This window comes from Nonomuraea sp. NPDC003804 (assembly GCF_040610675.1).
Classification (GTDB): Bacteria; Actinomycetota; Actinomycetes; order Streptosporangiales; family Streptosporangiaceae; genus Nonomuraea.
Genome location: NZ_JBEXMT010000005.1, coordinates 19,474 through 42,690 on the forward strand (window position 1 = coordinate 19,474; position 23,217 = coordinate 42,690).

Genomic DNA, 23,217 nt, shown 5'->3' on the forward strand with positions numbered 1-23,217 from the left:
CCTATCGGCGGCGTGCGGCCCCGGGCGACCACGCCCACACCGTGGTGAGGGCCAGCAGCCCGAACATGAGCACGCCGTTGGGCACGTGCGCGCCGAGGCCGACGAAGATCAGCAGGAAGTGCTGGGCGATGCCGAGCAGGAAGAGGGCGAGGCTGGCCAGGGCGGGCCAGCCGGCGCCCCGGCCCGGACGCCAGTAGAGGACGGCGGCGATGACCTGGAGCAGGCCGACCAGATGGGCGACCATGCCGATCATGACGTGGGTCTCGGCGGTCGCGGGCTCGGACACGATGGAGGCCTCGCCGTAGACCAGCGCCTGCCCCGCGAACGAGGCCGCCACCAGCAGGGAGACCGCGTGCGCGAGCACCAGCACGCGCAGCGTGTAGAGCAGGCCCGCCGAGACGGGGGCGGACGTGGCGGTCGTCACGTCATGGATGAGGATGGGTCCTTCCTTCTGAGGTGAGGACCACATCGTGGCCGGGCGCGGCGGGCGGGGTCGTCAGCCTGCCGGGTGACCCGCCGGTCACCCCCTGGGCGGATGGCGCACCGGGCGGAAGGCGGCGTCGACCAGGCCGATGCGGTGGGCGACGACCGCGGCCTGGATGCGGTTGCGCAGGCCGAGCTTCTCCATCGCCGAGCCGACGTGGGTCTTGACCGTGGTGACGCCGACGTGGAGCCGGTCGGCGATCTCGGCGTTCGACAGGCCGGTGCCGACCAGGGCGAGGACCTCGAGCTCGCGTTCGGTCAGCCCGGCGGGGGTGGGCGTGGCCTGCTGCTCGGCGGCCAGCGCCCGCTGGACCACCCGGCGCAGCACGGAGGGGGCGAGCAACTGCTCGCCCGCGGCGGCCCTGCGGACGGCGTCGACCATGCGTTCGGGCTCGTCGTCCTTGACCAGGAAGCCGAGCGCGCCGACGCGCAGCGCGGCGTAGACGTTGGCGTCGTCGGCGAAGGTGGTGAGCACGACGATCTTCGCGCCGGGCTGGGCGGCCAGGATCCGCTTGATCGCCTCGAGCCCGTCGACCCGTGGCATGCGCAGGTCCATGAGGACCACGTCGGGGCGGTGGTGCTCGGCCAGCCGTACGGCCTCGGCCCCGTCGTCGGCCTCGCCGACGACCTCCATGTCGCCGGCCGCCTGCAGCAGCATGCGCACGCCTGCCCTGACCAGGGCCTGGTCGTCGGCCACCACCACTCGGATCATGTCGTCACCTTGGTCTGGGGGTGGGGTTGGGGGTGGGGATGCGGGTAGGGAAGGGTCACGGCCAGGCGCCAGCCGCCGCCGTCGGGGCCCGCGGTCAGCGTGCCGCCCAGCGCCTTGGCCCGCTCCCGCATCCCGGCCAGGCCCTGCCCGGAGGACGGCAGCGGCTCGCGGACCGTGGGCGGGCGGCCGTTGGCCACCTCGACGACCAGCTCGTCCTCGCCCGCGACCACGCCCACCCGGACGGTGGTGCCGGGGCCCGCGTGCTTGAGCACGTTCGTCAGGCCCTCCTGGACGATGCGCGCCGCCGAGGCCCTGGCCACCAGCGGCGCCTCGCTGAGCGCGGGGTCGAGGTGGAGGTCGACGACCAGCCCTGCGGCGCTCATCCGCTCGGCGGACTCGGTGACCACGTCGGCCGGGTCGGCCAGCAGCACGCCGTCGCTGCCGGGGTCGCGCAGCAGGTCGAGCAGGCCGCGCAGGTCCTCCAGCACCTGGTGGCCGGTCTCCTTGATGTCGGCGAGCGCGTCGGCGACAGGACCGTCGGGGGCGGCGTAGCGGGCGGCGGCGGCGCGCAGCACCATGGCCCCGACGTGGTGGGCGACGATGTCGTGCACCTCGCGGGCGATGCGCTCGCGCTCGGCGAGCTGGCCGGCGTGCAGCTGGGCGATCGCCAGCCGTTCGGACTCGCGCACCCGCAGCCGCTCGGCCTCGGCGGCCGACTGCCTGGCACCGGCGTACCTGCCGATCGCGATCGGCGTGGCGACCACCACCAGCAGCAGGACGACCCTGAGCGCGGTGACGTTCTCGTGCCCGTTGATCACGACCATCGCGGCGAGCGAGCTGGCCGTGACGTAGGCGACCAGGTTCCAGAACCAGGAGGCGACGCGCATCGCGAACACCCCGACCGCCATGAGCAGCGTGACCTGGATGGTGGCGGTGGCCTCGGGGATGAACTGGTGCGCGCTCAGCAGGAGCGTGCCCTCCACCGCGAACACGACGGCGGGCAGCCGCCTGGCCACACCCAGCGCGAGGCCCGCCCCGACGAAGAAGGAGCCGATCACCCAGGCGGGCTGGCTGCCGGTGTGCCAGTACGGCCAGGTGCCCAGGACGGCGACGGCCACGCCGGCGCCCGCCAGCAGCACGTCGGGGGTGATCTCGGGCGCTTCGAGGCGTCCGGCGGGGCCGCGCAGGTAGCGGCCGACGAGCGCGGGCAGGAGGGCGATGCCGACGGAGTAGAACCAGGCGTTGCGGGTGAAGGCGATGCCGGGGTCGGCGATGTTGAGGCCGGTGGCCAGCGCTCCCACCGCCACGACGGCCAGGGTGACCGGCCAGCCGCGCCGGTAGCCGGTGGCGCCGAGCGCGACGCACAGCAGGATCTGCGCGGTGTTGGAGGTGAAGCTGCCGATCTGGTCGGTGTAGACCAGGACGCCGACCAGGAACAGGCTGACGGAGACGGGCCGGTGGCGCACCAGTCCCATCGGCGCGCCGACCAGCGTCGCGAACAGGGGGACCCGCCATTCGGCGGACGGTCCGCCGGCCTTGCCGGACATCAGCAGGTCGAGGGCGATCCCGGAGACGGCGAGCAGCACGTCCGGTGCCAGACCACGCCATCGCATGGCACAACCGTATCGACGGGCGCGACCTGGTCGATCCTTCCGACGGAGGACTTCGCATCCTCCAAGTGGCCGGACATCTGCCCGTAAGATGGAGAGAGTCCCTTGACCGACACCCTTACCGTTGTTCTCATGCCCAACGACACCACGTTGTTCCTCGGCCAGTTCATGCGCTCGCCCGGCACGATCGGCGCCCTGGCGCCCAGCTCGCGCCGGTTGGCTGAGGTCGTCTGCACGCCTGTCCCCGAGCGGGGCGAGCCGACCGTGGTCGAGCTGGGCCCGGGCACGGGTCCGTTCACGGCGGAGATCCAGCGTCGGCTGAACGGGCGTGGCCACCATCTGGCGATCGAGCTGAACCCGAGGCTCGCCGCCCTGCTCATCGACCGCTTCCCGCGGGTCGACGTGGCGCAGGACGACGCGGCCCGCCTGCCCGACCTGCTCCGCGAGCGGAACCTGACCAGGGCGGACGTCGTGGTCAGCGGGCTGCCGTGGGCGGCCTTCCCCGAGGAGCTGCAGCGGCGGCTGCTCGGGGCGGTGACCTCCACGCTGTGCCCGTCCGGGGCTTTCACGACGTTCTCCTACGTCCACGCGATGCCGCTGGGGTCGGCGCGGCGCTTCCGCGGGCTGCTGAGCGAGCGCTTCGAGGAGGTCGTGCTGGGGCGCACGGTGTGGCGCAACACGCCGCCCGCCTACGTGCTGCACGCCCGCCGGCCGCGTTGACCCGCCCCGCCGGGGCGGCGGTCCGCTGGACAACCTGCCGAGGGCAGAAGAGATCTGTCGAAGGTACAGAACTTCGTTCTACGATTGCGCACGCAACGAGAATGGAGTGATCCCGTGGACTTCACGCTTCCCGAGAGCGCGCTTGCCGTCCAGAAGGGCGTCGGAGACATCTGCGCGCGCTACGACATGGACTACTGGCAGCGGTGCGAGGCCGACAAGCGCTGGCCCGAGGAGGTGTGGGCGGAACTGGCCAAGGGCGGGTGGCTCGGGCTGGCCGTACCCGAGGAGTTCGGGGGCGGCGGGCAGGGGCTGCTGGAGCTGACGGTCGCGACCGAGACGCTGGCCGCCTCCGGCGCGGCGGGCGGGTCGGCCTTCACCTACGTGCTCACCCCCGGCTTCGGCGCGCTCACCCTGGGCAGGCACGGCAGTTCCCGGCAACGCGCCGAACTGCTGCCCAAGCTGGCCACCGGCGAGATCGAGACGTGTTTCGCGCTGACCGAGCCTGACGCGGGCTCCAACTCGCTGGCGATCACCACCTCGGCCCGGCGCGACGGCGACGAGTACGTGATCAACGGGCAGAAGATCTGGATCACCGGGGTGCAGCGGGCCACCTGGATGATGCTGGTCACCAGGACGATCCCGGCCGCCGAGGCCAGGCCGCGCACCAACGGGCTGACGGTGTTCCTGGTGAACGTGCCCGAGGCGGTGGCCGCGGGGCAGCTGTCGTTCCGGCCGATCCCCAAGATGGGCGCCAACACCACCCCGTCCAACATGGTGTTCGTCGACGACCTGCGGGTGCCCGCCGCCAACGCGGTCGGACAGATCGACCAGGGCGCCGTCGTGCTGTGGGACATCCTCAACCCGGAGCGGATCCTGCTGGCCGCCTCCGCGCTGGGCGGCGCCGAGGTGGCGCTGCGGGTGGCGGTGGACTACGCCAAGGAGCGGGAGGTCTTCGGCAGGGCGATCGGCGCCAACCAGGCGATCGCCTTCCCGCTGGCGCAGGTGAAGGCGAAGATCGAGCTGGCCAGGCTCATGCTGTACAAGGCCGCCTGGTCCTTCGACCGGCAGCTGCCGTGCGGCACCGAGGCCAACATCGCCAAGCTGACCGCCTCGCAGGCGGCGTGGGAGGCGGCCGACGCGGCCTTCCAGACCCACGGCGGGATGGCCTACTCGCTGGAGTACCCGGTGGCGCGGCTGCTGACCGACGCGCGGATCGGGAAGGTCGCGCCGGTGACCGAGGAGCTGCTGCTGAACTACCTCGCCACGCAGGTGCTGGGCCTGCCCAGGAGCTTCTAGCACCCGGTCAGGAGCTTGAGCTTCCAGGGCCGGCTCAGGAGAAGGACGGCGGGCGCTTCTCGCGGAGCGCCCTGACCCCCTCCACGACGTCGGGCCCCGAGAAGCCGAGGAACTCCATGGCGAGGGAGGCGTCGAACGTCGGCCCCGCCATCCGCAGCCAGTTGTTGAGCGAGTACTTGGTCAGCCTGATGGCCTCCTGGGCGCCCTCGGCCAGCCGTACCGCGATCTCCATGGCCCTGTCGTGGACCTCGGCGTCGTCGACGCAGACGCTCACCAGGCCCATCCGCTCGGCCTGCTCGCCGGTGACCGGCTCGCACAGCAGCAGGTGGTACTTCGCCTTGGCCATGCCGCACAGCAGCGGCCAGATGATGGCCGCGTGGTCACCGGCCGCCACGCCGAGCCTGGTGTGCCCGTCGATGATGCGTGCCGTACGGCCGGCCACGGAGATGTCGGCCAGCAGCGCGACGGCCAGGCCCGCGCCCACCGCCGGCCCCCGGATGGCGCTGACGACCGGCTTGGCGCAGTTGAGCACGTTGTAGACGATGTCGCGGGCCTCGGCGAACACGCGCATCCTGGTGGCGTGGTCGCGGGTCATCTCCTCGATCATCGCCAGGTCGCCGCCCGCGGAGAAGGCCGCGCCCTCGCCGGTGACCAGGATCGCGCGCACCGACTCGTCGCGGTCGAGGTCGCGCCAGATCTCGGCCAGCTCGCGGTGGCCGGTCATGTCGACCGCGTTCAGCCTGCCCGGCTCGCTGATCGTGACGCGCGCGACGCCGCCGGCCGGCCGGTCGATCCTGAGCTTGGTGTAGCGGTCGAAGGCGCTCACGGCTCCAGCGCCGCCCTCAGCCTGGCCGCGACGTAGGCGCGGGCCTCCTCCGCCTGGTCGAACCAGCCGGGCAGGCCGAAGAAGCCGTGCACCGTGCCCGGGTAGCGGCGCACCTCGACGGCCACGCCCTCGGCCGCCAGCCGCGCGCCGTAGGCCTCGCCCTCGTCGCGCAGCACGTCGTGGTCGGCGCTCACCACGGTCGCGGGCGCGAGGCCCGCGCACGAGCCGAGGCGCAGCGGCGACAGGCGCGGATCGAGGGGGTCGGCCTCGGCCGCGTAGCGATCGGCGAACCAGGCCATCTCCTCGGCGTCGAGCCCGTAGCCCTTGGCGAACTCGCGGTAGCTGGCGGTGTCCATGGCCACGTCGGTGATCGGGTAGACGAGCACCTGGTGGGCCAGGGTGAGCCCGGCGTCGCGGGCCTGCCAGGCGGCGACCGCGGCCAGGTTGCCGCCCGCGCTGTCGCCGATCACCGCGACGTTGCCGTTGCTCTGGTAGAAGGCGGGACGGGCGAAGATGTCGCGCACCACGGTCCAGGCGTCGTCGGCCGCGGCGGGGAAGGGATGCTCGGGCGCGAGCCGGTAGTCGACCGACACCACGACGGCGCTGGTCCTGACCGCCAGGTCCCTGCCCAGGGCGTCGTTGCGCCTGACGCTGCCGAACACCCAGCCGCCGCCGTGGAAGTAGACGATGACGGGCAGCGTGTGGTCGCCCGGATCGGCCCGGTAGACCCGGATCGGCACCTCGCCGGCCAGCGCGTCACGGACGAACGGCAGGCGCGTCAGCGGTCCGCGCCTGTCGGCCAGGCCGTCGACGGCACGCATCTGCTCGATCTCCGCCTGGCCCAGGCCGCCGAGATCGACGCCGAGGTCGGAAGGATAGAGCTCCAGATAGGCCCTGGCCTGGGGATGCAAGCTCATGATCCGAGCTTACTCATGAGGCACCCCATTTCTCATCAGTATCGGGCGGCCTCCACGAGTGCCTCGAACAGCCGCATATCATCACCCCGCTCGGGGTGCCACTGGACGCCGACGCCGAACCGGTGACCCTGCAGTTCGACGCCCTCCACGATCTGGTCGTCGGCCCAGGCCACCGCCAGCAGGCCAGTGCCGAGCCGCTTGACCGACTGGTGGTGCGGCGCGGTCACCTCGATCCGGTCGCCGAGCGCCTTGCCGAGCTTGCTGGAGACGCTGACCTGGATGACGTGCGGCTGTCCGGGGGCGGCGTGCCGTTCGTGGTCGAGCACGTCGGGCAGCCACGGGATCAGCGTGCCGCCCTGGGCGACGTTCAGCACGTGCATGCCGCGCGCCACGGCCAGGATCGGCACGTCCGCCTGGACGGCGGCGCGGGCCAGCGCCAGCTCGAAGCGGTCGCGTTGCGGCTGCGGCGGGGCCACCCTGTCGTCCTGCTCGGCCCCGTAGACGGAGCCGGCGACCTCGGCGCCGCCGGCCAGCACGATGCCACTGAGCCCTCTGACGTAGTCGTCGACGGCGTGCAGGTTGAGCGGGGGCAGCAGGACCGGCGCCCCGCCCGCCCGTTCGACCGCCCTGGCGTAGGACGGGGGGCCGAGAACCGCCTCTCTGACCCAGTCGCCCCAGCGGGCGGCCTCGAAGTAGGCGGTGATGCCGATCAGCGGTCGGGACATGCGCGCTCCAGATTGCATGCAGGAGGACGGGCGACCAGGTACCTGGTGGTCCATCATGGCGCACACGATTTCGGTTATGTCACCTATCCCGGGTATCAGTGCTGTCACTTCCGGCGCACCGATCACCGGGGCCGGGCGCGACCGCCCGCTCCTCGCCGGGGGCCCGCGGCTCTCGCGCGACCCCGTCCTGCCTTTTTCTTGGCGAATGCGATATTGATTCACTTTCAGCACGGGAAATGCTCTGAAATTTGATTGCGGAAAATAACGGTACAGTTACGGATAGTTTGGATTCACACCGTATTGAGGTGAAACGGTGGTGACCCCAGGAAAGTGGTGTAAGACTCCGGGACGAGCGTACGGATACGCCGGGACTCGCCGCACGCTCGCAACCCGGAACCGTCAGGGAGGTGGAACGACAGACCGGAATCGCATTCTGGTCAAAGGTGGGGTCACAGGCATGTCGTTGAATCCGCGCCTCGTCAAGGAGAGTTTCTCCGTCATCGAACCCGTCGCCGACCGGGCGGCGGCCTACTTCTACGGGCGGCTGTTCGCGGAGAACCCGCACCTGCGCGGGATGTTCCCGCCCGCCATGGACGTCCAGCGCGACCGGCTCTTCAGCGCGCTGACCCGGATCGTGTGGTCACTGGACAGTCCGGACAGCCTCGCCTCCTATCTCGGCCAGCTCGGCCGCGACCACCGCAAGTACGGCGTGATCGCCGAGCACTACACCGCGGTGGGCAACGCCCTGCTGGCCACCGTCCGACGCTTCGCCGCGGCCATCTGGACCAGCGAGATCGAGGCCGCGTGGGTGGCCGCCTACACCGCCGCCGCCAACCTCATGATCGACGCGGCCGACATCGACTCGGGCGTCTCGCCGGCGTGGTGGCTGGCCGAGGTCATCGACCACGAGCGGCGCACCGAGGACATCGCGGTCGTCACGCTCAGGCCGACGCAGCGCCTGCCGTACGTCGCGGGTCAGTACGTCAGCGTGCAGACCGCGCGCTGGCCGCGGGTGTGGCGGACGTTCTCCATCGCCAACGCGCCGCGCGAGGACAACACGATCAGGCTGCACGTGCGCGGGGTGTCCGGCGGCTGGGTGTCGACCACGCTGGTCCGGCACACCCGCATCGGCGACACCATCATGCTCGGGCCGCCGATCGGCACGATGATCCCGCACGAGTCCGGCGCCAGGGACGTCCTGTGCGTCGCGGGCGGCACCGGCCTGGCCCCGATCAAGGCCATCATCGACCACATCATCACCTCGGGCAGGCGGCCCAACATCCACCTGCTGTACGGCGCGCGCACCGCGGCCGAGCTCTACGACCTGCCCGACCTGGTCAGGATGGAGTCGGCCTTCCCCTGGCTGCGGGTGCTGCCGGTGGTGTCGGGCCAGTCGTCCTACGACGGCATGCGCGGACGGCTGCCCGAGGTGATGCAACGCTTCCACTCGTGGGCCGAGCACGAGGTCTACGTGTGCGGTCCCCCGGCGATGGTGCACGAGACGGTGCGCCGGCTACAGACGGACGGTGTCCCGCCGGCCCGCATCCACCGGGACATCGCCCAGGGCGAGCACTGACCGGCGGCCCCCGCCCGTGGCGGTCGTCAGCGGAAGGCGGCCGCCGTCTCCTCGTCGTTGGGCCAGAAGGTCTCGATGGCCAGCTCCGACACCGTCACGTCCACCGGCGTGCCGAACGTCGCGATCGTCGTGAACATCGACAGCACCCGGTCGCCGTGCCTGATCCGCAACGGCATCAGGATGTCGGCGATGCCGGGCGCGTGCGCCACGTTCAGGTCGACGCCCGGGTAGGTGTAGGCGGCCAGCTCGTCGTGCAACTCGGCCAGCCGCCCGTCGCCCGAGGCCTCCGCCTGCCGCCGCAGCCGGTGCAGCAGGTGCGCCCGCACCTCCGCCAGGTTGATCAGCCGGCCGCCCATCGCGTCGGGGTGCAGCGACAGCCGCATCACGTTGACGGGCTCCTTCAGCAGCTCGGCCGGCACGCCGTCCATGAACATCGCCGCGGCCGCGTTGCCCGCCACCAGGTTCCACGCGGCGTCCACGACCAGCGCGGGGTACGGCTCGTGCCCGGCCAGGATCTTGTCCAGGGCCTGCCGTACCACCTCCATCTCGGGCGCCCGCACCTCCCGCTCGGGGAAGACGGGCGCGTACCCGGCCGCCACCAGCAGCCTGTTGCGGTGGCGCAGCGGCACGTCGAGTTCCTCCGCCAATCTCATCACCATGTCCCTGCTGGGCTTGGCCCTGCCGGTCTCGAGGAAGCTGATGTGCCGGGCCGAGACCTCCGCCTCGATGCCCAGGTCGAGCTGGCTGACCCTGCGCCGCTGGCGCCAGGATCGCAGCAGATCACCAAATGACTCGTGGTTGACGGCAAGTGCTCCCATGCGGGGAACGGTAGCGCTAACCGGGGAATCGCCACGATTACCCCGGACGTAAAGCGGGACCGCACCACACCGGACCGCCGGAGGGCGCGGCACGCCGGTGCGGCGCGTCAGCGCGGCCTGGCGGGTGGCTCGCCGGGGCGACCGTCCCTGCGACGCGGCACGTCAGCGCGGCACGTCAGCGCGGCACGTCGGAGCGGGGTCGCCGGGGCGGCACGTCAGGGCGGGGTCGCCGGGGTGACTGTCCTGGCGGCGCGGCGCGGTGTCAGAGCGGGGTCGCGGTGAGTGCCGTCCACGCTGGTGGCCGTGCCGTACACGGGCCGCCGTCGTGCACCAGGATCCGCCGGTCCGCCGGTTCGATCGCCACCGTGGCCAGCGTCGCCCACCGGGTGCCGAGGGCGCCCCCGGCCGGCGCGTGGCAGCACACCTCCGCGCCGTCGCCGGGATGGGCGGTGAGCAGGGTGGCCAGGTCGCCGGGGCCGTCCAGGCCGGGACGGCCGCGCACCCGGGCGCCGAGCAGGCGCAGCCGGTCGTGAGTGTCCGGGTCCAGCCGCCCGCGCAACTCGCCCGCGGCGAGCGCGGGATCCAGGAAGTGGTTGGTGCGCACCAGCCAGCCGTCGCCGTCCGGCTCGACCACCCTGGCGCCGGCCGGGCTCAGCTCGACGGAAGCTGCACGGCCGGCGGTCACGACGGTCATCACGGTGGAGGCGGAGACCGGGGCGTCGCGCAGGATGGCGACCGCCTCCTCGAACGAGCCGGCGCCGCCGAGCACCCGGCGGGCGGCCAGGTGGACGGGCACGCCGCCCGCCCCGTCGTCGGTGTGGCCGAGGATGTTGAACAGCAGCCCCACGCCGGCCTCGTTGACGCCGATCTTCGCCAGGACGCCGTGCTCGGTGATCCCGGCGAACGCCCACGTGTCGCCGCGCACCGACTGGATGTGCCACATGGCGGCCAGTTCCTCGTGCCAGTCCCAGCACTGGCCGCCGGCCGTCCGGGACGCGGCGTGGACCACCGTGGAGCACTCTCCCGCGCGCGGCCCGCCCGCCGCGGCGAGGATCTCGGTGCGCGCGTTGAGCGCGGCGACGGTCCACCCCTCCCCCGGCGGATCCGGTGGGCGGACCGCTCAGGGGCCGGTCAGGGCCGGTCAGGAGAGCGCAGGCCGACCAGGCGGGCACGGGGAGGCGGGCGTGGACCGGTCTGAAGCGGGCGGGCCGACCTGGCGGGCACGGGCCGGTCAGGTGAGGGCGGGCCGGTCAGGTGAGGGCGGGCCGGTCAGGTGAGGGCGGCGTGCAGCTGTTCGTAGGTGGGTGCCAGCTCGCGCAGTCCGGCCGCGAGCGCCGCGTCGTCGCCCGCCACGAGGGGCCGCTGCAGGCCGCCCACGATGCGCGCCTGCCGCGCGGCGACGGCGGCGCCGTCCGGCAGGTCCAGGACGCGCAGGCAGTGCGCCAGGTCGTTGAGCCGACGGGCGCCCACCCGGACGGCGAACGCCTCGAGCAGGTCCCTGACCTGCGGGTCGAGCCCCTCCTCCACCAGCTCGGCGGCGCGTTCGGCGGCGGCGGCCTGCCCCAGCGTGCCGGGTTCGACGGCCACGTCCGACCGGCCCGCCAGCCAGGCCAGCGACACCGGCAGCGAGCGCCACAACGCCTGCTCCGGCTCCACCCGTGCCCGCCGGACGAACCCGGACCGCATCGCGAACGGCCGCGGCAGATAGCTGACGAGCTCGCCGCGCCAGGCGGCCACGAAGTCCTGGGTCGGCAGCGTGGCGTAGGGGTATCCCTGGGGATCGTGCAGCAGCACGGAGTCGTCGTCCGCCTCCAGCACGACCACGTAGTGGTCGGCCGCGACCGCCTCGCCGGAGCCGGGCTGGTACAGCAGCAGCCCCAGCTCCAGCGGGCCCGCCAGGACCGGGCCCTGCTCGCAGCCGGCCCGCAGGCGCGCCACGGCCTCGGCGGCCGTGCCGCCGTCGCCGCGCTCGCACGTCCAGCCCAGCAGCTCGATCGCGGTGTCGAGGCCCTGGTCGGGATCCCAGCCGAAGGGGTCGAACAGCGGCAGGCGGCCGCCGATCAGCTGCATGCCGTACGGCGAGCCGGTCAGGACCTCGATGACCGAGGCGGGTGGCGCCTCGGCGCCCAGGATCATGGCCAGCGAGTTGGCGTAGCAGTACGGCCCGGAGCCCACGTAGGTGATCGACATGGCCGGGAGCCTGCGGCCTGACATCGTGTGAGGGTCAACCGGGCTCTCCCCTCGCCGCGACATATCCCCCGACCCGGGACACAGGCTCCGCGCGCCCGGCCGTGCATGCGGCGCTGCCCGGAGATTGTCGGCGCCACGTGGCACGATGGCCAGCAAGCCAACATGGGAGACCATCATGAGCGACGCACTACTCGCCGTCGGCACCCGCAAGGGGCTCTTCCTCGCCCGGTCCCGCGGCGGCGGCCCCTTCGAGGTCGAACCGATCCAGTTCTCCACGGTCGGGGTCCACGCGGTCGCGATCGACACCAGGGGTGAGCGGCCGAGGCTGCTGGCCGGCATCGAGTACGGCCACTTCGGCCCTTCGGTGATGTACTCCGATGATCTCGGCGCGAGCTGGCAGGAGGCGGACAAGCCGCCCATCGCCTTCCCCGAGAGCACGGGCGCCACCTTGGAGCGGGTCTGGCAGTTGCTGCCCTCGCCGTCCGAGCCCGGCGTGGTCTGGGCGGGGGTCGAGCCAGGGGCGCTGTTCCGCTCCGAGGACGGCGGCATCACCTACTCCCTGGTCGAGGGGCTGTGGGAGCATCCGCACCGGGCACGCTGGCAGCCGGGGGGCGGCGGCCTGTGCCTGCACACCATCCTCAGCCACCCCACCGACCCGAAGATCATGGGCGTGGCGATCTCGAGCGGCGGTTTCTACCGCACGAGCGACGGCGGCCAGTCGTGGGAGGCGGCCAACCGGGGGATCAGGGCGCCGTTCCTGCCCGAGGGGCAGCAGTATCCCGAGTTCGGGCAGTGCGTGCACAAGGTGGGCTTCCACCCGGCCCGGCCCGAGCGGCTGTTCCTGCAGCACCACTTCGGCGTCTACCGCAGCGACGACTTCGGCGGGTCGTGGACCGACATCGGCTCCTCGCTGCCCTCCGACTTCGGCTTCCCCGTCGTCGTGCACCCGGGCAGGCCCGACACGCTCTACGTCCTGCCGCTGCACGCCGATCTCGACCGCACCCCGGTCGGCCACCGCTACCAGGTCTTCCGCAGCGACGACGCGGGGGCCAGCTGGCAGGCCCACGGCAAGGGCCTGCCCGAGGGCCCGGTCTACGCCTCGGTCCTGCGCGATGCCATGACGGCCGCCGCGCTCGACGGCGGCAGGGCGGGCATCTTCTTCGGCACCCGCGACGGCTCGGTCTACACCTCGCGCGACGACGGCGACACCTGGGAGGAGGTGGCCGCCCACCTGCCCGACGTGCTGACCGTGCGGGCGGCCGTGCTGTAGCTGCGCCGGAGCCGGCGGCCGTGCTGTAGCTGGGCCGGAGCCGGCGGCCGGGCTCCAGCCGTCCGGAACCGCCTCCAGCCGTACGTGGCCGGGCCCGCCGGCTGGACCCGTACTAGCCCAGGATCTCCTCGCGGATCCGCGCCCACTCGAGCGAGTGCGCGATGCCCTCGGCGACGGTGTGCCTGGCCTGCCAGGCGAGCAGCCGCCCGGCCAGGTCGGTACGGGTGTAGGCGCCCGCCACGTCGCCGGGGCGCGGGCCGGTCTCCACGACCTCGATGGGCCTGTCCACCACCTGGTTGAAGGCGGCGGCCAGCTCGCGCACGGTCGTGCCGGTGCCGGTGCCGAGGTTGATGACGTCGTCGGTGAAAGTGTCGAAGCGCTCGAGGGCGGCGACGTGCGCGGTGGCCAGGTCCCACACGTGGATGTAGTCGCGGATGCCGGAGCCGTCACGGGTGGGCCACGAGGTGCCGGTGATCTGGAACGGCGTGCCCTCCTCCCACGCCTCGATCATCTTGCCGAGCGCGTGGCTGGGCCGGCGCAGCTGCAGGCCGGTGCGCATCTTCGGGTCGGCCCCGATCGGGTTGAAGTAGCGCAGCGACAGGATCCTGATCGGCTGGGTGGCCGAGATGTCGGCGAACATCGCCTCGCACACGGCCTTGGTGCGGGCGTAGGGGCTCTGCGGCGCCAGCGGCGAGCTCTCGTCGACGGTGAAGTCGGCGCCCGCCGCGTAGATCGACGCGGACGAGCTGAAGATCAGCTTTTCGCAGCCGTTGCGCAGCAGGTGGGAGACGAAGTCGAGGCTCTTGGCGACGTTGGCCTGGTAGTAGCCGACCGGGTCGGCCACCGAGTCGGGCACCACGATGAGCGCCGCGCAGTGGACGACCGCCTCGATGTCGGGGTGCTCGGCGAAGACGCGGTCCACGAGGGCGGCGTCGGCGATGTCGCCCTCGTAGAAGGCGCGCCCCCGCGCGAACTCGGCGCGCCCGGTGACCAGGTTGTCGAGGATGACCGGGGTGATGCCGGCGTCGAGGCAGGCCGAGGCGACGGTGCTGCCGATGTATCCGGCCCCGCCGGAGATGAGGACCTTCACGGGGCGATCCGCCCGTTGGCCACGAACGCGGCGTGGGTGAGCGGCATCAGTTCGGCCCAGGCCGCCTCCATCTTCTCGGCGACCATCTCGATCTCCCGCTGCGGGAAGGAGGGCACCTTGGCCTGCTCGTTCTTGGTGCGCAGCGACAGGAAGTGCATGAGCGAGCGGGCGTTGCAGGTGGCGTACATCGTGGAGAACAGGCCCACGGGCAGCACGGCGCGGGCGACCTCGCGGGCGACGCCGGCCTCCAGCATCTCCTGGTAGGCGGCGTAGGACTGCCGGTAGGCGCTCTCCATGGCCTCGCTGACCAGCTTGTGCTGCTCGGGGGTGCCCTCGACGAAGACGTAGCGGCCCGGCTTGCCCTCCTGGACCAGCTTGCGCTGCTCGCCGGGCACGTAGAAGACGGGCTGCAGCTCGCGGTAGCGGCCGCTCTCCTCGTTGTAGGACCAGCCGACCCGGTGCCGCATGAACTCGCGGAAGACCAGGATCGGGGCGCTGATGAAGAAGGTCATCGAGTTGTGCTCGAACGGGCTGCCGTGGCGGTCGCGCATCAGGTAGTTGATCAGGCCCTTGGACCGCTCGGGGTCCTTGTTGATCTCGTCGAGTGACTGCTCCCCCGCCGTCGACACCCTGGCCGCCCACAGCACGTCGGTGTCCGACGCGCTGTGCTTGACGAGTTCGACCGTCACGTCGTTCAGGAAACGTGGCTCGTCGCTCACTGGGTGGATCCCCCTTGCTCTCACCGTTCTGGCCGCCCGCCATCGTACGCCTCTCCTCCCGTGCCGGGCGGCACGCGTCCGGCGGGCGGCCGGATCACGCGCCCAGGCAAGCGGCCAGGCGAGCGGCCGGATCACACCCCCAGGCAGGCGAAGCCAGGCAGGCGCCCGGGCAGGCGCAGCCAGGCGGGCGGCCGGATCACGCGCCCAGGTAGGCGGACAGGCGGGCCGCGGCCTGACGGGGGTCCCGTTCGGCCGACAGGGCGGCGGCCAGCAGGAGCCTGGCCTTGGGGGCGGTGAGCGTGCCCGCGAAGATCGCGCCGGCCCGCTGGAGCGCGACGCCGCCGCTCTCGTAGATCGGCGTGGCGGGCCCCTGCCGGCAGCGCGAGGACACCAGGACGAGCATGCCCTCGGCCAGGCAGGTCCGGATCTCGGCGAGCAGCCCGGGCGTCGCGTTGCCGGCGCCCATCGCCTCCAGGACGATGCCGCGGGCGCCCGCCTGCCGGGAGGCGGCCACGTGGACGCCGTCCGCGCCCAGGTAGGCGGGCACGATGTCGACGCGAGCCTCCAGGGAGACCCGCTCGCCGGGGGTGAGCCAGGGCGAGCGGACCGGGCGCGAGGCCAGGTGGAGGCGGTCGCCGTGCACGTGGCCGACGGGCCCGACCCCGGGAGAGGAGTAGGCGTCCGGCGCCAGCGTGTGGGACTTGGTGGCGTAACGGGCGGCGTGCACGAGCTGCGCCATGACGATGACCGCGCCGAGCCCGCCGGCCTCGGCGGCGACGCGGACGGCGTCGGCGATGTTGCGCGGCCCGTCGCTGTCGGGCAGGCCCGCGTGCCGCTGCGCTCCGGTGAAGACCACGGTGTGGCCGGGTTCCAGCAGCAGGTCCGTCAGGTACGCCGTCTCCTCCATGGTGTCGGTGCCGTGGGTGACGACGACACCGGCCACCTCGGGGTCGCCGGCCACGGCGCGGGCCCGCTCGGCGATCCGCAGGGACTCGGCCACCGTGAGGTCGAAGCTGTGGGCGAGCATGAGCTCCTCCACCGTGACCCGCACGCCGGCCGCGGAGACCAGATCGTGTCCCTGCACGGCCACCCGCACCGCGCCGTCGCGGCCCGGCCTGGAGGCGATCGTGCCTCCGGTGGTGATGACGTGCACGCGCGCGCCGGTCGGCCCGGTCATCGGCGCGCCGCCTCTGCCTGGATCGTGACGCGGTTCCGGACGAGCAGGTAGTAGAGCCCGCCGGCCACCAGGCCGCCCGACAGCCAGGAGAAGTCGGTGTCGTTCAGCGCCCGCGCGATGGGGCCCTGGGTGAGCGGGACCATGCCGTACTGCCAGCTCCAGGCCGCCACGAGCCCCAGCACGAGGCTGGCCAGCGCCCTCCAGTTCACCGGCCCGTACGGCGAGGCCGCGTCGGTGTACAGCGTCTCGACGTCCATGCGGCCGCGCCGTATCACGAAGTAGTCGACCATCAGGATGCTCGCCCACGGGCTGATCCACACCAGGATGGAGACCATCCAGTGGTCGAAGGCCTGGGCGAAGTCGTCGGCCTGCACGAAGACGACCAGCACGGCGGAGGCCACGAGGCCGGCGATCAGGGTCAGCTTCCAGCGGGCGACGCGGATGCCGATCGACAGCGCCGCCAGCGAACAGGAGTACAGGTTGAGGATGTTGGTGGCGACGGGCCCGTGCATGACCAGCAGCAGGACCGGGACGGCCAGCGCGCCGAAGGTGTTGGTCACCAGGGTCGACGGGTCGCTGCCGCCGCTGCCGCTGCTCAGGTAGGCGCCGAGGGCGGCCAGCCACACCGTGGGCACGTACATGCCGAGCGCCGTCGACCAGAACACCGAGGCGCCGGAGGCGCCGGGGCGGACGAAGCGGCTGTAGTCGGCCGAGTAGGGCAGCCAGCTGATGCCCCAGCCGATGCCGATGGCGGTCAGCAGCTGGGTGACGGCGGTCAGCTTGGCGCCGGGTTCGGCGGCGGTCGCCGCCGTCCACTGCGGGTCGACCTGGACGGCGGCCAGCACCGTCATGACCGCCATGATCAGCACGGTGACCGGCACCGTGTACTTCTCGAAGGTGCGGATGGCGTAGAAGCCGTAGAGCGCCAGGCCCAGCTGCACGACCATGATGATCGCGGCGACCAGGTACTTCAGCCCGAGGCCGCCCTCGACGCCCATGCGGGCGAGGATGGCGAGCACCAGGTCGAGCACGACCCAGGTGTTGACGCCGACCCAGCCCATGGTCAGCAGCCCCTGGACGACACCGGGCACGACCGCTCCGGCGCGGCCGAAGGCGCCGCGGCCGATCACCATCTGGTTGACGCCCGTGCGGTGCCCCATCAGGTTGAACAGACCGAAGATCGCGCAGCCGGCGAGGTTGCCGATCGCGATGACGGCGATGGTCTCCAGGAGGCTGAGGCCCAGGGTCACGCCCAGCGAGCCGAGGACCCAGTTGATCGGGGCGATGTTGGCACCGGTCCAGATCCAGAACTGCTGCCAGGGGGTGGAGTCGCGGGCGGAGGGCGGAATGGGCTCGACGCCGTGGGCGTCGAAGCGGACGCCGTCGCTCTCGGCGGCCGGAGCGGCCGTGTTGGACCGTGTGGTGGATCGCATGGTGTCCTCCTTGGTGATGTGCCCCACACAAGCACGCCGATCCCGGGCACAGGGAGTGGAGGAACCTCTAGAGAACGACGTGTTGGCTGTATAGAGTTCTAGCGTGTTCACGCTCGGGACCCTGCTGCACCACGACGAGCTCGAGCTGCGCCTGCTGGTGCCGGGCCCGGTCGGCGCGCTGGAGCGGCCCCTCGCGTGGGTGCACAACACCGAACTTCCCGACCCCTCGCGCTACGTGCGCGAGGGCGAGCTGGTGATGACGAACGGCCTGTGGGCCGAGCAGGTGCCCGCGGCGCGGTTCGTGGCCAGCGTCAAGGCGGCCAGGGCGGCCGGGATCATGTTCGGGCTGCGGGCCGAGACGCCGCGCACGCCCGAGGATCTCGTCGCCGCCTGCAACGAGGCGGAGCTGCCGCTGCTGGAGATCTCCATCGCCGTCCCGTTCACGGAGGTCTCCCGGGTCGTCGCCGCGATGTCGACCGACGAACGCAAGCAGGCGCTGGTCAGCATGGTTCGGCGGGGCGACGCCCTGGCCACCGCGATCTCCCGGGGCGCGGGCGCCTCCGGCGTGCTCGACGTGCTCAGGGGCGATCACGACCTGCCCCTGGCGGTGGTCGACAGGATGGGCCGCTCGCTCGCCGTGGCCGGCGCCGCGCTCGACGCCGACCAGCTGCGGGCCGTGGCCGAGGGGCTGGCCAGGCGCCCGCCCGCGCTGGAGGTCGACCTCGGGTCCGCCGGGCGGGCGGCGCTGTTCCCCGTCGGGGCGGTCGGCGACATCGACGCCGCCCTCATCTGCCTGCGCCCGCTGCGCGAGCTCGGCGCGGCCGAGCGGGAGGCCCTGGAGCAGACGGCGCGCTTCCTGAGCCTGGAGGTCGCCAAGCAGCAGGCGGTCCAGGCGATCGAGATGCGCTTCGCCAGCGAGCTGCTGGAGATGGTGCTGTCGGGAGGCAGGCGGGCGGCCGAGGTGCCGGGGCGGTTGCGCGCCTTCGGCGTGGACCCCAGCGGGCCGCTGGCCGTGTGCGCGGTGGCCTTCGCCGGCGAGGAGGCCGCCACCGTCCACGGGCTGGCCGAGGTGATCGGCGAGCTGTTCGCGCTGGAGGGGGTGCCGGCCGTGGTGGCCGGCGGTACCCAGGACGTCGTCGCGGTGCTGCCCTGGCGGCAGCCGGAGGGCCAGCTGCCGGAGCTGGCCCGGCGCCTGGTCAGCGGCATCGAGCGGCGCTTCCCCCGCCTGCGGCCCGTGGTGGGGCTGAGCGGGCTGGCCCCGCACGCGGCGGAGCTGCGCCCGCGGCTGCTGCAGTCGCGTGAGGCCTGCCGGGTGCTGCGCCGCACCCGCACCGGGCCCGCGGTGCGCGGGTTCGCCGAGCTCGGCACCCACCGGCTGCTGCTCGGCCTGCTGGATGAGGAGACGCTGCGCCAGTTCTCCGACGATCTGCTCGGGCCGCTGCGGGCGCACGACGCGCGGCGCGGCGGCGAGCTGGAGCTGACCCTGCGCGCCTTCCTCGACCACGACGGGCAGTGGGCGGCCACGGCGGGGGCGTTGCACGTGCACGTCAACACCCTGCGCAACCGCCTGGCCAAGATCGTGGAACTGACCGGCAGGGACGTGGGCCGTACCGAGGACCGGGTGGACCTGTTCCTGGCGCTGGCCGCCGACGCCGTCGACTGACGACGTCAGAGCGGGTAGACCTCGGGGTCCACCTCCGGGGGCCGCGGCCGCCGGACCGTCAGGTCGCCGTCGGCTGCGGCGATCTTCGCCAGGTCGCCGCAGCGGGCGAAGGACACGTCCGAGCAGCCGCGCGCGTACTCGATGAAGCGGCGCAACGCCATGGCGCGGCCCGGCCGTCCGGACAGGAACGGGTGCACGCACAGGTTGAACAGGCCCCCGTAGTGGCGCATGCCGTCGAGCTCGGCCCGCCACAGCTCGAGCACCTTGACCGGCGACTCGATGACCGAGCCGATGTGCGGGGCGGGCAGGAACGCGTATTGCTCCCAGTCGTCGAGCGACCAGTGGACGGGCAGCTCGACGATCCGTCCGGCGGCCGTCTCCACCTGGTACGGCCGGTCGTCCCCCATGAGGGAGGAGTCGTAGCGCAGGCCGTACTCGGCGACCAGGTCGGCCGTCTGCCACGACGCCTCCCACAGCGCCGCCCGATGGCCCAGGATCTCGATGCCCTGCTTGTCGAAGACCGCCAGCGCCCGCTCGAAGTCGGCCCGCTCCTCCTGGGCGGTCATCGACGTGGGCGGCCGGTGGCTGTAGGAGTGGTGGGCCACCTCGTGCCCGCGCTCGGCGATCGAGGCGGCCAGGCCCGGCCGGTGCTCGGCCACCCAGCCGGGCACGAAGAACGTGGCGGGAACGGCCAGCTCGTCCAGCAGCGCCAGGATGCGGGGCAGGCCGACCTCGGGACCGTAGGCCTGGTGCGACATCGTCATGGCGTGGTCCGCGTAGCCGCGGCCCTGGGCGAGTATCGGCGTCTCCGCGTCCACGTCGAAGGTCAGTGTCACGACCGCGCTGGCCGCGCCGTGCCACGATTGGGTGCTGCCCATCCGTCCTCCTGTCGTACCCGGCTCAGGCCGACGCCTCGGCGGCCTGCCGCCACAGACGAGCATGGCTCAGCGTCGCCATCGGCTGCAGCATCTCGTGGTCGAAGGCCGCCAGCGGCAGCCCCTCGGCCAGGCGCCGCGGGAAGTCGGGGTTGGCCAGCGCGCCCCTGCCGATGGACAGCACGTCGGCGTGCCCGTCCTCGAGGACGGTGGCCGCCTGGCGCGGATCGTGCATGCCGCCGTTGGCGATCACCGGCAGCCCGGTCACCTTGCGGGCCAGCCCGGTGATGGTGATGCCGCCCTCCAGGGTGGCGGTCTCGATCCAGTCCCGGCCCTCGCTGGCGATGTGCAGGTAGTCCGGGCCCACCTCGGCCAGGGTGGAGAAGATGGTCTCCGCCTCGCGGGCGCCGCCCGCCCACCGGTGCCGGAAGTCGTTGACCTTGGTCTGCGACAGCCGTACACCCACGCAGAAGTCGTGGCCGGTCCGCTCGCGGATGGCCGACACCACCTCGGCCGTCAGGCTCGCCCGGTTGGCGGCCGAACCTCCGTAGCGGTCGTCGCGCAGGTTGGTGTAGTCGGTCAGGAACTGGTCGAGCAGGTAGCCGTTGGCGGCGTGCACCTCGACGCCGTCGAAGCCGGCCTGCCTGGCGCGGGCCGCCGACTCCGCGAAACCGCGCACCGCCGCGTCGATGTCGTCCTGGCTCATCGCGATCGGCTGCGGCCAGGGGCCGTGCCCGCCGTACTCGGGCATCTTCTGCCCGCGCGGGGTGACGGCCGACGGCCCCGCGGTGACGTCGGTGTGGCGGTTGGCCTGCGACAGCGCGCCGGCGTGCATGAGCTGGAGCACGATGGGCGAGCCGGCGGCGTGCACCGCGTCGGTGATCTCCCGCCAGGCGGCCACGTGCCTGTCGGAGACGATGCCGGGCTGGTTGGGGTATCCCTGGCTGTAGCGCGTGTCGGTGTAGGTCCCCTCGGTGATGACGAGGGAGAAGCCGCCCTGGGCGTAGGCGCGGTAATAGTCGGTCATCTCGGCCGTCGGCGTGCCGTCGGGGGCGGCCGACACCCTGCTCATGGGCGAGACGGCGAGCCGGTTGGTCAGCTCGAGCCCGCCGAGCCGTTCGGGTCGCAGCGCGGGATGGGTCATCGCTCGTTCACTCCTCGGTGTGGGTGAGGTCGCCGTGGGTGTGGCCGTGGGTGTGGCCGTGGGGGTCGAGCACCTCGATGGCCAGCGGGGTCGGCCGGTGCCCGTTGATCTCCACCAGGTCCTGCGGGCAGGCCGAGACCACGACCACGCAGTCCATGGCGGCCTCGAAGGTGATCGCGTCGCCGGGGCGGCTGATCGCGCTCAGCCAGCTCAGCCCGCCGTCGTCGGCCACGGGGATCCGCATGAACACGTTGACGGGCTGGGGTGTGCCGGGAAACGGCAGGCCCAGCCGGTCGAGGCTGTGGCGCAGGTTGTCGGCGCAGGAGGCGTGGAACCCGCGCACGCCCAGCGCGGCGTACCGGGCGGGGTCGCACGCGGCGATGAGCATGTCGTGCCAGCCCGGCGAGGTGTCCTCCGCCAGGGTGAGGATGGGCCTGCGCCGGTCGGTGACGAAGTGCTCGCCCGGCGCGGGGAACAGGCGGCTGGTGAAGGCGCGGGTGTGGGAGGCGCTGAGATGTTCGGTCACGTCGTCGGCGGCGAAGGCGAACAGGTCGCCGACCTGGCCGCCGTCGACGTCGACCACCCGCACCCGCTGCCCGGCTGCGACCTTCACGGCCCGGCCTTGGCCGGCGGGCACGATCACTCTCGATTGCATGCGCCTAGAAGAACACGATCAACCGACCCTCCGACATGGAGATCGGTCCAGCGTTCGGCGCATTCGCTGGAGAAAGCTCCAGAGATCTCACAGGCGGTAGACGCGGCGGGCGTTGCCCGAGCCGATCATGTGGGCGGCACGGGCGGCGTCGGCGGCGGTCCACTCCCCCGACTCGATCCTGGCCGCCAGCACGCTCGCCAGGCCGCGCCTGAAGTACAGCGCGCCGATGTGGCAGGTCTCGGCCGCGCCGTAGCAGTCGGAGCTGAACAGCTGCTTGTGGAACGGCACCAGCTCCAGCACTTCCTCGAGCACCCTGGCCGAGCCCGCGGCGGTGTGGGTGAGCGCGAGGCCGACGTCGGCGTAGACGTGCGGGAACACCCCCGCGAGGTAGGCGGCCTGCCGGTGGAAGGGGTAGCAGTGGAGCAGGACGACGGGCACGCCGAGGGGCTGCAGCGCCCTGATGAAGCCGGTCATACGCGCCGGGTCGGCGCGCGACAGGTCGAGGTCGGCGTCGCCGTAGCCGGTGTGGAACTGGATCGGCAGCCCGCGCTCGCGGGCGACGTCGACGGCCGTCCACAGCAGGTGGCGCAGCAGGATCGGGTCGGCCAGGCGCTCCTTGGGATCGGAGAGCCTGCGGTTGGCCGCGGCGATCACCGAGCCCCTGCTGGGCCGTGAGGGGTCGAAGTCGAGGCCGCACCGGTAGGCGATGATCGACTTGAACCCGACGGCGCGGGCCGCCCTGGCGGTGAGCTCCTCGGTGAGGCTGTCCATGTAGTCGACCGCGACGGCCGCGGTCTCGGCGATGTCCTGCTCGATCTGCTCCAGGCGGACGATCTCGTCGGCCGCCGCGCCGCCCTGCCGGCCCATCTCGGCCGCCGTCAGCAGCTCGGGCGCCTCGAGGCCGGTGTCGACGAGGAAGGCGACCACGCCCGCGGCCCGCAGCAGCCGGCTGTTGACCTCCTCCGCGCCGAGCTCGGCGCGCCTGGCGAGGTAGACGGCCGGAGGGGCGTGGGGGTCGAGGTCGAGCACGGGCGCGCACCAGCGGCGGATGGCCGCGCCGAACGGCGTGTCGAAGTGGGTGGTGCCGGGCGGGGCGGGCAGGCGGGACTCGCTGATCAGCAGCTCGAACTGGGCGCGGCTGAGATCGTCGCGGCGCACCCCGTGGCAGTGGTGGTCGACGAGCGGGGCGAGCAGGGCATCGCGCACGGCGTCCGGGAGGGTGACGGGGAGCATGCGCCCGACTCTAGAGCGTGATCACAGCCGGTCACGGAAATTTTGCCGACCGCGTACATCGAAGACCCCCGCAGCGGGAACCGCC

General features: G+C 72.6%; 21 protein-coding genes and 1 pseudogene. 5 read left to right on the forward strand and 17 right to left on the reverse strand.

Going from position 1 to position 23,217, the window contains the following annotated elements; translation table 11 throughout:
* Window position 1: 1 nt before the first annotated feature.
* From ABZX22_RS08035 to ABZX22_RS08045, 3 genes are all read right to left on the reverse strand, one after another.
* Window positions 2-424: a hypothetical protein gene (locus ABZX22_RS08035; protein ID WP_354906867.1), complete on the reverse strand. Its 423-nt coding sequence runs from the start codon at window positions 422-424 to the stop codon at window positions 2-4.
* Window positions 425-520: 96 nt separating this feature from the next.
* A complete protein-coding gene (locus ABZX22_RS08040; RefSeq protein WP_354906868.1) occupies window positions 521-1,195 on the reverse strand; it encodes a response regulator transcription factor in 675 nt (224 codons plus the stop codon).
* Window positions 1,192-2,808 (reverse strand): histidine kinase, encoded by a 1,617-nt coding sequence (locus ABZX22_RS08045; protein ID WP_354906869.1) that lies wholly within the window; start codon window positions 2,806-2,808, stop codon window positions 1,192-1,194. Before ABZX22_RS08045 ends, ABZX22_RS08040 begins: the two co-directional genes overlap by 4 nt.
* A 129-nt stretch (window positions 2,809-2,937) precedes the next feature.
* Between ABZX22_RS08045 and ABZX22_RS08050 the strand changes: the two genes are divergently transcribed.
* Window positions 2,938-3,525, forward strand: a complete 588-nt coding sequence (locus tag ABZX22_RS08050; RefSeq protein WP_354906870.1) for a methyltransferase domain-containing protein — start codon at window positions 2,938-2,940, stop codon at window positions 3,523-3,525.
* Between the two features lie 114 nt (window positions 3,526-3,639).
* Window positions 3,640-4,821, forward strand: a complete 1,182-nt coding sequence (locus ABZX22_RS08055; protein ID WP_354906871.1) for an acyl-CoA dehydrogenase family protein — start codon at window positions 3,640-3,642, stop codon at window positions 4,819-4,821.
* A 34-nt stretch (window positions 4,822-4,855) separates the two neighbouring features.
* On the opposite strand, the gene ABZX22_RS08060 is transcribed toward ABZX22_RS08055, so the two are convergent.
* From ABZX22_RS08060 to ABZX22_RS08070, 3 genes are read right to left on the reverse strand one after another with little or no spacing between them, the layout of a single operon-like run.
* On the reverse strand, window positions 4,856-5,647 hold the full coding sequence (locus tag ABZX22_RS08060) for an enoyl-CoA hydratase/isomerase family protein (RefSeq protein ID WP_354906872.1): 792 nt from the start codon (window positions 5,645-5,647) through the stop codon (window positions 4,856-4,858).
* Window positions 5,644-6,564, reverse strand: coding sequence for an alpha/beta hydrolase (locus tag ABZX22_RS08065; RefSeq protein WP_354906873.1), 921 nt, complete (start codon window positions 6,562-6,564; stop codon window positions 5,644-5,646). Before ABZX22_RS08065 ends, ABZX22_RS08060 begins: the two co-directional genes overlap by 4 nt.
* Before the next feature lie 35 nt (window positions 6,565-6,599).
* Window positions 6,600-7,289 carry a gamma-glutamyl-gamma-aminobutyrate hydrolase family protein gene (locus ABZX22_RS08070; RefSeq protein WP_354906874.1) on the reverse strand — a complete coding sequence of 230 codons (690 nt, stop codon included), beginning with the start codon at window positions 7,287-7,289 and terminating at the stop codon, window positions 6,600-6,602.
* 457 nt (window positions 7,290-7,746) lie between these two features.
* On the opposite strand from ABZX22_RS08070, the gene ABZX22_RS08075 reads away from it, so the two are divergent.
* A complete protein-coding gene (locus ABZX22_RS08075; protein WP_354906875.1) occupies window positions 7,747-8,865 on the forward strand; it encodes a globin domain-containing protein in 1,119 nt (372 codons plus the stop codon).
* Between the two features lie 26 nt (window positions 8,866-8,891).
* Here the strand turns inward: ABZX22_RS08075 and ABZX22_RS08080 are convergent, their stop codons facing one another.
* The 3 genes and pseudogenes from ABZX22_RS08080 to ABZX22_RS08090 all read right to left on the reverse strand — a co-directional run bounded on the left by ABZX22_RS08080 (window position 8,892) and on the right by ABZX22_RS08090 (window position 11,873).
* The gene (locus tag ABZX22_RS08080) at window positions 8,892-9,683 is read right to left on the reverse strand and encodes a helix-turn-helix transcriptional regulator (RefSeq protein ID WP_354906876.1); all 792 of its coding nucleotides are present in this window, start codon (window positions 9,681-9,683) and stop codon (window positions 8,892-8,894) included.
* Window positions 9,684-9,945: 262 nt separating this feature from the next.
* Window positions 9,946-10,758: pseudogene (locus tag ABZX22_RS08085) on the reverse strand (C45 family peptidase); the annotation flags it as partial.
* Window positions 10,759-10,952: 194 nt separating this feature from the next.
* Window positions 10,953-11,873 carry a hypothetical protein gene (locus ABZX22_RS08090; RefSeq protein WP_354906877.1) on the reverse strand — a complete coding sequence of 307 codons (921 nt, stop codon included), beginning with the start codon at window positions 11,871-11,873 and terminating at the stop codon, window positions 10,953-10,955.
* Between the two features lie 175 nt (window positions 11,874-12,048).
* Between ABZX22_RS08090 and ABZX22_RS08095 the strand changes: the two genes are divergently transcribed.
* Window positions 12,049-13,143 (forward strand): exo-alpha-sialidase, encoded by a 1,095-nt coding sequence (locus ABZX22_RS08095; RefSeq protein ID WP_354906878.1) that lies wholly within the window; start codon window positions 12,049-12,051, stop codon window positions 13,141-13,143.
* 112 nt (window positions 13,144-13,255) lie between these two features.
* On the opposite strand, the gene galE is transcribed toward ABZX22_RS08095, so the two are convergent.
* The 4 genes from galE to ABZX22_RS08115 form a co-directional block, all read right to left on the reverse strand.
* A complete protein-coding gene (galE, locus tag ABZX22_RS08100; RefSeq protein WP_354906879.1) occupies window positions 13,256-14,233 on the reverse strand; it encodes a UDP-glucose 4-epimerase GalE in 978 nt (325 codons plus the stop codon).
* Window positions 14,230-14,952 (reverse strand): FAD-dependent thymidylate synthase, encoded by a 723-nt coding sequence (thyX, locus tag ABZX22_RS08105; RefSeq protein ID WP_354906880.1) that lies wholly within the window; start codon window positions 14,950-14,952, stop codon window positions 14,230-14,232. Before thyX ends, galE begins: the two co-directional genes overlap by 4 nt.
* A gap of 196 nt (window positions 14,953-15,148) precedes the next feature.
* Window positions 15,149-16,129: an asparaginase gene (locus tag ABZX22_RS08110; RefSeq protein ID WP_354906881.1), complete on the reverse strand. Its 981-nt coding sequence runs from the start codon at window positions 16,127-16,129 to the stop codon at window positions 15,149-15,151.
* Window positions 16,126-17,562, reverse strand: a complete 1,437-nt coding sequence (locus ABZX22_RS08115) for a cytosine permease (protein ID WP_354906882.1) — start codon at window positions 17,560-17,562, stop codon at window positions 16,126-16,128. The genes ABZX22_RS08110 and ABZX22_RS08115 overlap by 4 nt, the downstream gene beginning before the upstream one ends.
* Before the next feature lie 103 nt (window positions 17,563-17,665).
* Here ABZX22_RS08115 and ABZX22_RS08120 point away from each other — a divergent pair, with 103 nt between their 5' ends.
* A complete protein-coding gene (locus tag ABZX22_RS08120) occupies window positions 17,666-19,225 on the forward strand; it encodes a helix-turn-helix domain-containing protein (protein WP_354906883.1) in 1,560 nt (519 codons plus the stop codon).
* Window positions 19,226-19,230: 5 nt separating this feature from the next.
* On the opposite strand, the gene ABZX22_RS08125 is transcribed toward ABZX22_RS08120, so the two are convergent.
* The 4 genes from ABZX22_RS08125 to ABZX22_RS08140 form a co-directional block, all read right to left on the reverse strand.
* Window positions 19,231-20,103 carry a polysaccharide deacetylase gene (locus ABZX22_RS08125; RefSeq protein ID WP_354906884.1) on the reverse strand — a complete coding sequence of 291 codons (873 nt, stop codon included), beginning with the start codon at window positions 20,101-20,103 and terminating at the stop codon, window positions 19,231-19,233.
* A 22-nt stretch (window positions 20,104-20,125) separates the two neighbouring features.
* Window positions 20,126-21,244, reverse strand: a complete 1,119-nt coding sequence (locus ABZX22_RS08130; RefSeq protein ID WP_354906885.1) for an NADH:flavin oxidoreductase — start codon at window positions 21,242-21,244, stop codon at window positions 20,126-20,128.
* 7 nt (window positions 21,245-21,251) lie between these two features.
* Window positions 21,252-21,899, reverse strand: coding sequence for an urea carboxylase-associated family protein (locus ABZX22_RS08135; protein ID WP_354906886.1), 648 nt, complete (start codon window positions 21,897-21,899; stop codon window positions 21,252-21,254).
* Window positions 21,900-21,986: 87 nt separating this feature from the next.
* Window positions 21,987-23,132 carry an amidohydrolase family protein gene (locus tag ABZX22_RS08140; protein WP_354906887.1) on the reverse strand — a complete coding sequence of 382 codons (1,146 nt, stop codon included), beginning with the start codon at window positions 23,130-23,132 and terminating at the stop codon, window positions 21,987-21,989.
* Between the last annotated feature and the right edge of the window lie 85 nt (window positions 23,133-23,217).